The 12,190-nt window shown below is 60.4% G+C and carries 12 protein-coding genes; 5 read left to right on the forward strand and 7 right to left on the reverse strand.

Features of this window, described 5'->3' with window-relative positions; all coding sequences use genetic code 11:
- Positions 1–89: 89 nt before the first annotated feature.
- The 5 genes from DCO47_RS21845 to DCO47_RS21865 form a co-directional block, all read right to left on the reverse strand.
- Entirely contained in the window at positions 90–626 is a 537-nt protein-coding gene (locus DCO47_RS21845; RefSeq protein ID WP_116658902.1) for a C40 family peptidase, read from the reverse strand.
- A 215-nt stretch (positions 627–841) separates the two neighbouring features.
- Positions 842–1,459: a C40 family peptidase gene (locus tag DCO47_RS21850; protein ID WP_116658903.1), complete on the reverse strand. Its 618-nt coding sequence runs from the start codon at positions 1,457–1,459 to the stop codon at positions 842–844.
- 191 nt (positions 1,460–1,650) lie between these two features.
- Positions 1,651–2,355, reverse strand: a complete 705-nt coding sequence (hda, locus tag DCO47_RS21855) for a DnaA regulatory inactivator Hda (RefSeq protein ID WP_007919828.1) — start codon at positions 2,353–2,355, stop codon at positions 1,651–1,653.
- A gap of 206 nt (positions 2,356–2,561) precedes the next feature.
- Complete coding sequence (locus DCO47_RS21860; protein ID WP_042607601.1) at positions 2,562–3,635, reverse strand: AI-2E family transporter; 1,074 nt, start codon at positions 3,633–3,635, stop codon at positions 2,562–2,564.
- A gap of 35 nt (positions 3,636–3,670) precedes the next feature.
- On the reverse strand, positions 3,671–4,729 hold the full coding sequence (locus tag DCO47_RS21865) for a DUF2066 domain-containing protein (RefSeq protein WP_042607600.1): 1,059 nt from the start codon (positions 4,727–4,729) through the stop codon (positions 3,671–3,673).
- Between the two features lie 373 nt (positions 4,730–5,102).
- On the opposite strand from DCO47_RS21865, the gene purM reads away from it, so the two are divergent.
- From purM to DCO47_RS21880, 3 genes are read left to right on the forward strand one after another with little or no spacing between them, the layout of a single operon-like run.
- Entirely contained in the window at positions 5,103–6,161 is a 1,059-nt protein-coding gene (gene purM / locus DCO47_RS21870) for a phosphoribosylformylglycinamidine cyclo-ligase (RefSeq protein ID WP_016773695.1), read from the forward strand.
- The gene (gene purN, locus DCO47_RS21875; protein WP_065615123.1) at positions 6,161–6,811 is read left to right on the forward strand and encodes a phosphoribosylglycinamide formyltransferase; all 651 of its coding nucleotides are present in this window, start codon (positions 6,161–6,163) and stop codon (positions 6,809–6,811) included. Before purM ends, purN begins: the two co-directional genes overlap by 1 nt.
- A gap of 8 nt (positions 6,812–6,819) precedes the next feature.
- A complete protein-coding gene (locus DCO47_RS21880) occupies positions 6,820–7,533 on the forward strand; it encodes a DUF3108 domain-containing protein (RefSeq protein WP_016773693.1) in 714 nt (237 codons plus the stop codon).
- 239 nt (positions 7,534–7,772) lie between these two features.
- Here DCO47_RS21880 and DCO47_RS21885 read toward each other — a convergent pair whose 3' ends face one another.
- Complete coding sequence (locus DCO47_RS21885; RefSeq protein WP_065615122.1) at positions 7,773–9,398, reverse strand: methyl-accepting chemotaxis protein; 1,626 nt, start codon at positions 9,396–9,398, stop codon at positions 7,773–7,775.
- Between the two features lie 139 nt (positions 9,399–9,537).
- Complete coding sequence (locus DCO47_RS21890) at positions 9,538–10,584, reverse strand: amidohydrolase family protein (protein WP_116658904.1); 1,047 nt, start codon at positions 10,582–10,584, stop codon at positions 9,538–9,540.
- Positions 10,585–10,713: 129 nt separating this feature from the next.
- On the opposite strand from DCO47_RS21890, the gene DCO47_RS21895 reads away from it, so the two are divergent.
- On the forward strand, positions 10,714–11,130 hold the full coding sequence (locus DCO47_RS21895; protein ID WP_042607595.1) for an OsmC family protein: 417 nt from the start codon (positions 10,714–10,716) through the stop codon (positions 11,128–11,130).
- Positions 11,131–11,191: 61 nt separating this feature from the next.
- Positions 11,192–12,058: a pirin family protein gene (locus DCO47_RS21900; RefSeq protein ID WP_116658905.1), complete on the forward strand. Its 867-nt coding sequence runs from the start codon at positions 11,192–11,194 to the stop codon at positions 12,056–12,058.
- The last annotated feature ends 132 nt before the right edge of the window (positions 12,059–12,190 follow it).

Consider the following 12,190-nt stretch of genomic DNA (forward strand, 5'->3'; position numbering starts at 1 on the left):
GATAGCGGTGTATCAGTCGACATTTACGTCACAGATACACTGCTATCGCGAGCAGGCTCACTCCTACATTGGATCTTTGTCAGATTTGATTATGGGTTATGCGCCAACTGCCCCGGCTGCAACACCCGCTTGGCACTCAGATACGCTTTCTGCCAGTAGGCCTTCGACAGGCTGTCGAGCTTGACCGTGCCGCCCGTGGCCGGTGCATGCACGAAGCGCCCCTCGCCCACGTAAATCCCCGCATGACTGACCTGCGAGCCGCCATTGGTGGCGAAGAAGATCAGGTCGCCGGTCTGCAAGCCCTCCTTGCCGACATTCGGCGCCTGCATGACGATCATTTCGCGGGTCGAGCGTGGCAGGGAAATCCCCGCCGCGTCGCGGTAGACGAAACCGATCAGGCCACTGCAATCAAAACCCGAATCCGGCGTATTGCCGCCCCAACGATACGGCGTACCGACCAGGCCGAGGGCACGGAACAGCACGTCTTCCGCGGCGGGAGAAAAGGCTTGTGAGGGAGCGAACACGATCGGCGCACGAACCACGGGGGCTGGCGGCGGTGTGCGGCTGGCGCAGGCGCTGAGCAGCGCGGCGCAAAGAATCAAGGTGAGGCGGGCCGACATCGTCATAAGCAGAACATCCTGATCTGGCTGCGGCTTTCTCTGCCGAATGGACAGAAACAAAACCGCCTGCGTCATCACGCAGGCGGTTTGCCATCAATATAGATTCAGGATTCTAGCGGCTACGCGGCAAACTTCAAGTAAGACTTTAACTTCACCTTGTAAAGTTTAGGTCTACTCCGTTGCCGGACCGTATTGTCGCCGCGAACGCAGCGACATCGGGCTTACTTGCGAGCGGTGACCACGGTCGGCGCCATGGCGAGTGCACGCTTGGCTTCGATGAAGGTCTTGCTCCAGTAGCTGTCACCCAGGCTGTCGATGCGAACACCGCCGCTGCGACGACTGCTGGAGTGGATGAACTGGTTGTCGCCCAGGTAGATCCCGGCGTGACTGACACGACCGCGACGACCATTGGTGGCGAAGAACAGCAGATCACCCGGCTCAAGGTTGCTGCGCGACACCAGCGGCGCGTCAACGTTGATCATTTCGCGGGTGGAGCGCGGCAGGTTCATGCCCGCCTCTTCGCGGAACAGGTAACCAATGAAACCGCTGCAATCGAAACCGGCTTCAGAGGTACCGCCGAAACGGTAACGTGTACCGATCAGCGACATGCCGCGTTCAAGGATGCTGTCAGCCAGCACAGGCAGCTGATAAGGCTTGCTGCCGTTGAACTGGTTGAGTTCTTTTTCGGTGTCCAGCTCTTCCTGGTAAATAACGGAAGACTGGGCAGTAGCAGAATTCTTGGCCTGTTGCGGCGGCTCTTGAACCGGAGAATGAGCAGCACAACCGAATAACAGGGTACCGAGTGCGAGAGGCACGAGGGGTGCGAAGCGCTTTAGCATGGGCACGACCGTGGCTGATAGTTGTAAAGAAGCCGAGACTATGCCCGCTATCGTCCTCATTTGCAAATTCAATCGAACTTTATGTGACTTCCCGGTTTCGCGTTTACATCTAAGCGCTTAACTTGCCTGGCCGGCCAATCGCCGCTCGCAGGGGGATTTTCTGGCGCCTGAAAGCTGGCAAAAGCCCACCATCACCAGCCCAGAGTTTCCTTGAGGAAGGGAATGGTCAGCTTGCGTTGCGCCTGCAAAGAGGCCTGATCGAGCTGCTCGAGCAGATCGAACAACGCGCTCATGCTGCGCGTGCCGCGAGTCAGAATGAAATGCCCGACTTCATCGGTCAGGTGCAGGCCGCGACGCGAGGCGCGCAATTGCAGCGCACGCAATTTGTCTTCATCGGAAAGCGGGCGCATCTGAAAAATCAGCGCCAGGGTCAGGCGTGATTTCAGGTCAGCCAGCTTCACTGGCAATTCGCGTGGTGAAGTGGATGCAGCGATCAGCAGGCGCCGGCCGCTGTCCCGCAGACGGTTGAACAGATGAAACATCGCCTCTTCCCAGTCGGCCTTGCCGGCAATCACCTGCAAATCATCCAGGCAGACCAGTTCGTACTGTTCAAGGTTGTCGAGGATTTCTACGCCGCGGTCCATCAACTCGGCCAGCGGCAGATACACCGCCGGTTCGCCCATCTGCTCGAAGCGCAGGCACGCTGCCTGCAACAGATGCGTACGCCCGACACCGTGCTTGCCCCACAGGTAGATCAGGCTCTCCGTCCACCCGGCGTCGGCTTCGCAGAGACGCTCGACATAGCCGAGTGCAGCGGCATTGGCGCCTGGGTAGTAGTTGATGAAGGTGGCGTCGTCACGCAGACGCACACCTAGGGGCAGCTGAATCGGTTTCATGCTGACTGAACAGTTCTCAAAGGAACCGTTAGTGGCCTCTGTGTAAAGTTTGCGAAGTTTATACCCGTGAGGCTGAGCGCACAATGCGACAGACTCCAAGCAAAATCAAAGGTTTGCGTTGAAGCACCGGTTTTGTGACGGATTCTCTGGCGCCCTCGCCCGTACGACACCGGGCAGCCCGGCCAAAGGCCCGGCCGCCCGCGACATCACAGCTCGGGTTCGTCAACGCCGCTGTAGATCTCGGAATCCTTGTACAGAACGTGGACATGCCGCACCAGCACCATGATCACCGCCGCCACCGGCAGCGCCAGCAGCACGCCGGTGAACCCGAACAGCTCGCCACCCGCGAGGATGGCAAAGATTACCGCCACCGGGTGCAGGCCGATTCGGTCCCCGACCAGCAGCGGCGTCAGCACCATGCCTTCCAGTGCCTGACCAACCATGAACACCGCGACAATCCCGACCATCGGGTAGAGATCGCCACCGAACTGGAACAACCCGGCGATCAATGCCGCGCCGATGCCGATGACAAAACCCATGTACGGCACGATCGCCGCGAGACCGGCAATCAGGCCGATCAACAGCCCCAGTTCCAGGCCAACGATCATCAGGCCGGCGGCATAAATCACCCCCAGCGCAACCATCACCAGCAACTGGCCACGCACGAATGCGCCGAGTACCTCGTGGCACTCACCCGCCAGCGCCACCACGCGTTCTTCGCGATCACGCGGCAGCAGGCTGCGGATCTTGCCCATCATCACGTCCCAGTCGCGCAACAGATAGAAGCTGACTACCGGGATGAGCACCAGATTCGCCAGCCAGCCGATCAGCGCCAGGCTCGAGGCCGTGGCCTGGCTCAGCACCACGCCGACGATGTCGGTGGTCTGGCCCATGTGTTCGCTGATTGCGGCTTTGACCTTGTCGAACTTCCAGAAACCGTCCGACAGGCCCAGTTTCGCCTGCGCCCATGGCACAGCGGTGTGCTGCAACCAGTCGAGCATCTGCGGCGCCAGCTCGTACAGACGCAGCAATTGCTTGGCGAGCATCGGCACCAGCACCAGCATCAACGCGGTGACGATCAGGGTGAACAAGGCAAATACGGCAATCACGCCCCAGGTTCGCGACAAACCAAGCCGCTCCAGGCGATCCACCAGCGGATCGAACAGATAAGCCAGCAACAACGCGACCAGAAACGGCGTGAGGATCGGGTGCAGCAACCATACAAACGCGCAAAGCAGGATTACCCCACCGAGCCAGAACCAACGCCGCGTATCGGCCATTTACCACTCCTGATGCTTCTATATAAGGAAAAGACTTACCAACGAAACCGCAACGACGGTGCCACCGCTGCCGGGGTTGGCGCTGCAACCGCAGGCGCACCCTCGACGGCTGGCTGCACAGGTGCCGCTGGAACCGCCGCCTCGGCAGGCAACTCCTGCAACTTCGCCAGCGACAATTGCGCGCGCAACTGATCGGCGCTGCCATTGACCCGATAGACGATGCGATCGCCCTGCACGCTCTGCAGACGCACGCCGAACGGTTCGAGTAACCGCAGCAGCGCCGCATAATGCTCCAGATTCATGCCCTGCACTTCCAGAGTCTGCTGACCCGATGCGCCGGGCTTGGCAACGAATCGCGGCGCCAGACGCTCGGCCACCGCCAGCATCACCGCATCGGCAACCGCAGCCTGGTCGGCGCCCTGCACGCTGCCGGCCTCTTTCTGATCGCCGAGCCACAGCCGCCATTTCGCCTGCCACTGCCCGCTCTCTTCACGGGCATGCACCGCGAGCAAGGCGTCAGCGTTGTAGCGTTCCGAAGCACTGCGCAGGGGCGCGGGATCAGCACTTTCCAGCGCCGGCGCAGTGGCGACGAGTTGTTCGCTGAGATCCGCCAGCGGCAGACGCAGTGGCAAACCGCGATGTTGCGCAGCCGTGCGCAACGTTGAGGCAGCGGCCTGACCGTCACCGACCAGACTCGCACCTTCAGTCGAATCGTTCAGCCACCAGCTCAAAATCGACGGCCGACTGGCGCCCCACACCGGCAGCCCGGCGCGGCGCAACGCCTGCTCGGTGGTTGCCGGATCGAAATCGACTTTCAGCACTTCCGGGGGGCCGGCATCGAAACCGAACTGGCTGATGATCTGCTGCGGGTCCTTGCGGATCGGTGCCAGCCCCGGGCTCTGCGCGGCTTTCGGGTCGCCGGTCAGGCGCAGCACCAGGGTATCGAGCGCTGCCTGCGTGGCGCGATCGCGCTCTTGCGCAGCCTGGCCATTGACCGGCTGACGCACCTGATAAAGGCCTTTGAGGTTTTCGGCATGGCTCGCCAGGCTGACCAGTGTCAGGCAGCCCACAAATAAAAATTTACAAAAACGCATGGAAAATTCCCGTCGACAGGAGCGGCTGGAACACGCCGCGTGAACCGTTTGAGCAAGGCTGTGACCCCCTCCTCTGGCAAAACATTCACACGGTAGCGGTAAGTTTTTGCACAGTCCTAACGATAGACGGTTAATCGCCACACCTTATACAGGCAGTCATCCCCTGCGATTGCAAAAAATTTCCGCCGATATGGCCCTGCCCGTCGGTGCGAGGATGGCCGCTGCCCCTCAAGCCTGATAAAATCGCGCGCCTTCGCAGACCGGCAACAGCCGGGCCCCTCGAAACTCGCGTGAGGCGATCGCCCATCGAGTTCGACGTTCCCGCTGGACTCGGTCGTTACCCCCTGAATCCCCTCCCCTAAAGGCCTGGATCATGAGCAAGCAACCCTCCCTGAGCTACAAGGACGCCGGTGTAGACATCGACGCCGGTGAAGCATTGGTCGAACGCATCAAGAGCGTCGCCAAGCGCACTGCGCGCCCGGAAGTCATGGGCGGCCTGGGCGGTTTCGGCGCCCTCTGCGAAATCCCGGCCGGCTACAAGCAGCCGGTGCTGGTCTCCGGCACCGACGGCGTGGGCACCAAGCTGCGTCTGGCGCTGAACCTGAACAAGCACGACAGCATCGGCATCGACCTGGTCGCCATGTGCGTCAACGACCTGGTGGTGTGCGGCGCCGAGCCGCTGTTCTTCCTTGACTACTACGCCACCGGCAAACTCAACGTCGACACCGCTGCACAAGTAGTGACCGGCATCGGCGCTGGCTGCGAACTGTCGGGTTGCTCGCTGGTCGGCGGCGAAACCGCTGAAATGCCAGGCATGTACGAAGGCGAAGACTACGACCTGGCCGGCTTCTGCGTTGGCGTCGTGGAAAAAGCGGAAATCATCGACGGCTCGAAAGTCGCCACCGGTGACGCCCTGATCGCCCTGCCATCGTCCGGCCCGCACTCCAACGGCTACTCGCTGATCCGCAAGATCATCGAAGTCTCCGGCGCCGACATCGAGAACACCCAGCTCGACGGCAAACCGCTGACCGACCTGCTGATGGCCCCGACCCGCATCTACGTCAAGCCACTGCTCAAGCTGATCAAGGACACCGGCGCGGTCAAGGCCATGGCCCACATCACCGGTGGCGGCCTGCTCGACAACATTCCGCGCGTACTGCCAAAAGGCGCTCAGGCTGTAGTTGATGTGGCCAGCTGGACTCGCCCGGCCGTGTTCGACTGGCTGCAAGAGAAAGGCAATGTTGACGAAACCGAGATGCACCGCGTGCTCAACTGCGGCGTCGGCATGGTCATCTGCGTGGCTCAGGAGCACGTCGAAGTCGCCCTGAACACCCTGCGTGACGCCGGCGAGCAGCCTTGGGTCATCGGTCAGATCGCCGTGGCCGCCGAAGGCGCTGCGCAGGTCGAGCTGAAGAACCTCAAGGCTCACTGATGCCAAAGCCCTGTGATGTCGTGGTGCTGTTGTCCGGCACCGGCAGTAACTTGCAGGCTCTGATCGACAGCACGCGGACCGGCGACAGCCCGGTCCGCATCGCTGCGGTGATTTCCAACCGCGCCGACGCCTACGGCCTGCAACGCGCCCGCGACGCGGGTATCGCCACCCGCTCGCTGGATCACAAGGCATTCGAGGGCCGCGAGGCCTTCGATGCCGCGCTGATCGAACTGATCGACCAATTCAACCCGAAACTCGTGGTACTGGCCGGCTTCATGCGCATTCTCAGCGCTGATTTCGTTCGCCACTATCAGGGTCGCCTGCTCAACATCCACCCGTCGCTGCTGCCCAAATACAAAGGGTTACACACTCATCAGCGCGCGCTGGAGGCCGGCGACACGGAACATGGCTGCTCCGTACACTTTGTCACCGAGGAACTCGATGGCGGACCACTGGTCGTACAGGCAGTATTACCGGTAGAGTTGCACGACACGCCGCAGAGTCTGGCGCAACGAGTCCACGTTCAGGAACACCTGATCTATCCGATGGCGGTACGCTGGTTTGCCGAAGGCAGACTGACACTCGGAGACCAGGGTGCTTTACTCGACGGCCAGCTACTCGCCGCCAGCGGCCACTTGATTCGAAACTAGGAGATATTATGCGTCGCGCCCTGCTCTTCGCCTGCGCTCTGCTCGCCCTGCCCTTCGCGCAGGCAGCGGACCTTCAACCGTTCTCCGCCAGCTACACCGCCGACTGGAAGCAGCTGCCCATGAGCGGCACCGCCGAACGCAGCCTGACCAAGGAAGCCAACGGCGTCTGGAAACTCAGCTTCAAGGCGTCGATGATGATCGCCAGCCTGACCGAAGAAAGCACCCTGAAGCTGGACAAGGACACCTTGCTGCCGCAGTCCTACCACTTCGAACGCGGCGGTCTGGGCAAAGCGAAAAAGGCTGATCTGGACTTCGACTGGGCCAACAAACTGGTGACCGGTACCGACCGTGGCGACGCGGTGAAGATCCCACTGAACCGTGGCATGGTCGACAAGTCGACCTACCAGCTGGCGCTGCAACATGACGTCGCCGCCGGCAAGAAAAGCATGAGCTATCAGGTCGTCGATGATGGCGAAGTCGATACCTACGACTTCCGCGTACTGGGTTCGGAAAAGGTCGACACCAAGGCCGGCCAGATCGACGCGATCAAGGTCGAACGCGTGCGCGACCCGACACAAAGCAAGCGCATCACCGTGCTGTGGTTCGCCAAGGATTGGGATTACCTGTTGGTGCGTCTGCAGCAGGTCGAGACTGACGGCAAGGAGTACAACATCATGCTCCAGGACGGCACGGTCAACGGCAAGACTGTCAAAGGCAGCTGATCCATAGCAGAACAAAGAGCCCCGCGAATGCGGGGCTTTTGTTTATCTGCTCAACGATACTGCGCGGCGGCCCTACCCCTCACCCCAGCCCTCTCCCGAGGGAGAGGAAGCCGAGCGAGGTGCCTGCCGCTATCCATCGACCTGAGAAACCGAGTCGAATATGGATTGCAAAGCATCGCACGATCAGTCCCCTCTCCCTCCGGGAGAGGGTTAGGGTGAGGGGCTTTTGAAGGTCAAACTCAGACAGAAAACCGCGCCACCATCCCATTCAGATCCACTGCCAAACGCGACAGATCCTGACTCGCCGCACTGGTCTGATTGGCCCCCGCCGAGGTCTGCATCGCCAGATCCCGGATGTTCATCAGATTGCGATCCACCTCGCGCGCCACCGCGGCTTGTTCTTCCGAGGCACTGGCGATCACCAGGTTGCGCTCGTTGATCAAGGTAAACGCCGAGGCGATTTCCTCCAGAGCAGAACCTGCGCTCTTGGCTAATTCCAGGGTCGAACGCGCCCGTGCGTTGCTTTGCTGCATTGAGCTGACAGCCGAATCGGTGCCCTGCTGGATCCCGCCGATCATCTGCTCGATTTCCTGAGTCGACTGCTGAGTGCGATGAGCCAGCGCGCGCACTTCATCGGCAACCACCGCAAAGCCACGCCCGGCATCGCCGGCGCGCGCCGCTTCGATCGCGGCGTTGAGGGCGAGCAGATTGGTCTGTTCGGCAATTGAGCGAATCACGTCCAGCACTTTGCTGATGCCGTGGACCTTTTGCGCCAACGCCTCGACCTGCGCCGCATTGTTGGTGACGTCACCGGCGAGAAACTCGATCGACGTCACCGTCTGCTGCACCTGCTCGCGCCCTTGCCGGGCGATGCGGTCGGATTCGCGGGAAGCTTCGGAAGTGGCGACAGCGTTGTTCGCCACCTCTTCCACCGCAGCCGTCATCTGATTGACCGCCGTGGCGGCCTGCTCGATTTCCTGACTTTGCTGGTGCAGACCGCGCGTGGCGTCTTCAGTGACACTGCTCAACTCCTCGGCCGCCGAGGCCAGTTGCGTGGACGACTCGGAGATGCGCCGGATCGTGTCGCGCAGATTGTGCTGCATGCTTTTCAGCGCTTGCAGCAAGCGCGCCGGCTCGTCATTGCCTGCGATGTGAATATCACCGGTCAAATCCCCGCTGGCCACCACTTCAGCCACGCTGAGCGATTGCGACAATGGCACGACGATGCTGCGTGTCAGCAGCAGTGCCAGGCCAATGGTGATCAGTGCGGCCATGGCGATCATCACCCCGACCCACACCCGCGATTGACTGAACACCAACCGTGCAGCCTCGGTGGCCAGGTTGGCGTTGTGTTTATTCATCTCGACCAGATCGCGCAGAGTCACGGCAATCTCATCGGCCAGTGGACTCATCTGATCATTGAGAATCGCGGAGGCCTCAGCGACCCGATTCTGCGCTGACAGCTGCAGGACTTGTGCCTGCAGCTCGAGGTATTTGTGCTCGGCAACCTTGAAGCGATCAAACAGCGCACGCTCTTCAGGCAAGGCGATCAACCGGTCATAGCGCTGCTGCGCTTCGCTCAAGCCACTGCGCAGTTCGTTGAGCTTGGCGACGTTCTGCTCCAGTGCCTTGGGGTCACGGTTGAGCAACAGGCGCATGGTCAATGCGCGCAGACGCAGCATGTCCTGACTCATTTCCCCGACCGCCATCACGCTTGGCAGCCAGTTGTTGTCGACTTCATCGGACTGCGCACGCATGTTCGACATTTGCAGCAAGGCGAACGCCCCAAGGGCGAACACCATCAAGGCCAGCAGGCCGAAACCCAGACCGGCGCGCGGGGCAATATTGAGACTACGGATATTCATGACACTGGCTCCTTCCAAAAAGCGCTGCATCAGCCTGCAGCGGGTTGCTTTAGAAGGTATCGGCATTGCCAGAAAATTGCGTAAGACGAAAAGGCGATAGGCAGACGAGCGGCTAGTTCGAACCCCTGGCCTTGACTTTTCAGCGCTGACCAGCGGTTCTGCCTGGATCGCGGGGCAATATCGCCAGGAAGTTATCTCTTGCGACTTTGCGTGCAACTGCCTCCGGCAGCGCATCGAGGAAAGGCTTGTAGCTGTGCATTTCCTTACCGAGCTTGTTGAATCGTCCTACCACGTCAGAGCCAAGCATGAAGCGCTCAGGGTATTTCTCCACCAGCGCCAGCCATTCCGCGCGCGGCTTGCCCTGCTCGTCCAACAGGTACGGCGTGAGCATGCTCCACGACAGGTCGATAAACAGATTCGGATAGGCCTCTAGCATGCGCGTCAGGGTTGGCAACAAGAACGGCAACTGGGTTTGATGCCGATGAATCTCGGCGCTGGTACCGGCATGCGCCCAGATGAATCGTGTGTGCGGGTGATTGCGCAGCGGATCTTCCACTTCCTTCAGGTACAGCGGATTTTTCTCACGCTTGGAGGTGATGTTGGAATGCAGCATCACCGGCAGATCGTTTTCAGCGGCGAGGTGATAGATCTTGGTCATTGCCTCGTTGTTGGCGCGGGGCGTGTCGCCGGCGGTCAGCGCCGTCAGATCGTCGTGCCGGGTAAACACCTCGCCGATGCCCTGCCACAACCCCGGATACAGGTCGAGCATGCGCTGGATATGCGCAGCGGAATTCTTGTCATTGGGATTGAAGCCGGACAGGAACGGATGAAAGTACTGGCGCTGCTCCAGCGCGAGTTTCTGCACCGCGTCGGCGATGATCACGTCGGTGGCGCTGTACCAATAGGCATCGGCATCATCACCGGCGTAGTAACGCGGGCGCTTGGGTTCGTCTTCATGCCATTTCTTCGCCACGGGAATGCCGGAAATCATCACGTGCTCGATGGAGTTTTCCTTCATGGCCGTAAGCAATTTCTGCATGCCGGCGCTTTCCTGGAAAAAATCCACGTAATGCAGGTGCGCATCGCTGTAGGTGTATTCGCGGGCGCCCGCGCTTCCAGCGAACAGCAGCAGACAGGCAATACTCAGACGAGACAAGGACACAAGTAATCTCCGGCAGATGGGCATAGCCTAGACCGCGCCCGAACGACAAGGGTTCATCCCTGCCAAAAAGCGGAACGCCAACTGCCGGGAATGCTCTATAACTGCAAGGTCTGTTTTGATCGAACGATTTTTCCTGCCGCCTGTGAGGTTTCCATGACTGTCACCGTCAATACCGTCTCTGCCGAAGGTTTTCGTCATACCGTCCAGATCGACGATCACGAATTGTTTGCCGACGTACCGAAAACCGCCGGCGGTGAAGGCACCGCGCCGGAGCCGCACGACTACTTCGATGCCGCTCTCGGTGCCTGCAAAGCGCTGACCCTGAAAATGTACGCGAAGAAAAAAGACATCCCGCTCACAGGCGTGGGTGTCGAAGTCAAGCGCGACAACAGCGAAGAGCAGAAAGGCAAATACGCCCTGCACGTCACCCTGACGCTCAAAGGCGTACTGACCGACGCCCAGCGCGAGGAACTGCTGCGTGTGGCCGATCGCTGCCCGATTCACAAGCTGATGACCACCAGCGAAGTCAGCATCGAAACCCACGCGCCACAAGGCTTCGACAGCCAATAATCCTCCCGATGCCAGCGGCGGGTTATGCTTCTGGCATCACCCGCTCAGTCTGGAATGCACCATGGACATGCCACTCCTGATCATCCGCCCACGCGCCGAAGACGTCGAAGGCCAGCCGATCCTGCGCCCGCTGCCGTCAGCCAAATGCCGCAACGTCGGGCCTTTCGTGTTTTTCGACCACATGCTCGAAACGATTTATCCGACGGGCAAAGGCATGGATATCCGACAGCACCCGCACATCGGTCTGTCGACCCTGACCTATCTGTTCGAAGGACAACTGCAGCACAAAGACAGTCTTGGCTCCGATCAGGTGGTCGGTGCTGGCGATGTCAGCTGGATGACCGCTGGCAGCGCCATCGCCCATGTCGAGCGCACCCCTGCGCCGCTGCTTGCCGAGACCTTCACCTTGCATGGCTTGCAAGTCTGGCTGGCCTCACCCAGGGAACACGAACAGGGCCCGGGGCATTACAGCCATCACCCGGCAGCGACACTTCCGGTCAGCGATAACCTTGGCGTGCAGATTCGGATGATTGCCGGGTCAGGTTTTTGCCTGGAATCGCCAGTGCCGGTGCTTTCTCCTACGCTGTATGCCGAAGTGAAAATGCAGACTGCGACCACACTGCTGATTCCAACCGAGCATCAAGAGCGCGCGGTGTATGTATTGAGCGGCGATGCGCAATTGAATGGCGAGGCGGTTGAGCCGCATGCGCTGGTGGTGTTGCCCGCTGGCGAAGCAATGAGTCTGTTTGCTGAAAGCGATGTGCACGCGGTGGTGTTCGGCGGTGCACCGCTGGACGGTCCGAGACGGATCAACTGGAATTTCGTCGCCAGTGATCCGGCGGCGATTGATGAAGCGCGGCGCAAGTGGGCGGCCGGAGATTGGCCGACGGTGCCGGGGGAAGTCGAGCGAATCGAATTACCGCGCTAGGCCGCTTACCCTCACCCCAGCCCTCTCCCAGAGTGATCTGGCTTAATGATTCTGGACACCCCTAAAGGGCGGTAATCTACGCCCATAGACGAGGTGTGATTTGACCAGACGATATTTTTCGACAGATTTCAA

It is taken from the genome of Pseudomonas sp. NDM, assembly GCF_003105095.1.
GTDB lineage: Bacteria > Pseudomonadota > Gammaproteobacteria > Pseudomonadales > Pseudomonadaceae > Aquipseudomonas > Aquipseudomonas moraviensis_A.

What these genes read in the sequence shown, in the direction of transcription:
- DCO47_RS21885 (WP_065615122.1), bottom strand. Translation starts at nt 9,398, where the DNA reads ATGAATATCCGTAGTCTCAATATTGCCCCGCGCGCCGGTCTGGGTTTC.
- hda (WP_007919828.1), bottom strand. Translation starts at nt 2,355, where the DNA reads ATGAAACCGATTCAGCTGCCCCTAGGTGTGCGTCTGCGTGACGACGCC.
- DCO47_RS21895 (WP_042607595.1), top strand. Translation starts at nt 10,714, where the DNA reads ATGACTGTCACCGTCAATACCGTCTCTGCCGAAGGTTTTCGTCATACC.
- DCO47_RS21845 (WP_116658902.1), bottom strand. Translation starts at nt 626, where the DNA reads ATGACGATGTCGGCCCGCCTCACCTTGATTCTTTGCGCCGCGCTGCTC.
- DCO47_RS21890 (WP_116658904.1), bottom strand. Translation starts at nt 10,584, where the DNA reads ATGCCCATCTGCCGGAGATTACTTGTGTCCTTGTCTCGTCTGAGTATT.
- purM (WP_016773695.1), top strand. Translation starts at nt 5,103, where the DNA reads ATGAGCAAGCAACCCTCCCTGAGCTACAAGGACGCCGGTGTAGACATC.
- DCO47_RS21860 (WP_042607601.1), bottom strand. Translation starts at nt 3,635, where the DNA reads ATGGCCGATACGCGGCGTTGGTTCTGGCTCGGTGGGGTAATCCTGCTT.
- DCO47_RS21900 (WP_116658905.1), top strand. Translation starts at nt 11,192, where the DNA reads ATGGACATGCCACTCCTGATCATCCGCCCACGCGCCGAAGACGTCGAA.
- DCO47_RS21880 (WP_016773693.1), top strand. Translation starts at nt 6,820, where the DNA reads ATGCGTCGCGCCCTGCTCTTCGCCTGCGCTCTGCTCGCCCTGCCCTTC.
- purN (WP_065615123.1), top strand. Translation starts at nt 6,161, where the DNA reads ATGCCAAAGCCCTGTGATGTCGTGGTGCTGTTGTCCGGCACCGGCAGT.
- DCO47_RS21850 (WP_116658903.1), bottom strand. Translation starts at nt 1,459, where the DNA reads ATGCTAAAGCGCTTCGCACCCCTCGTGCCTCTCGCACTCGGTACCCTG.
- DCO47_RS21865 (WP_042607600.1), bottom strand. Translation starts at nt 4,729, where the DNA reads ATGCGTTTTTGTAAATTTTTATTTGTGGGCTGCCTGACACTGGTCAGC.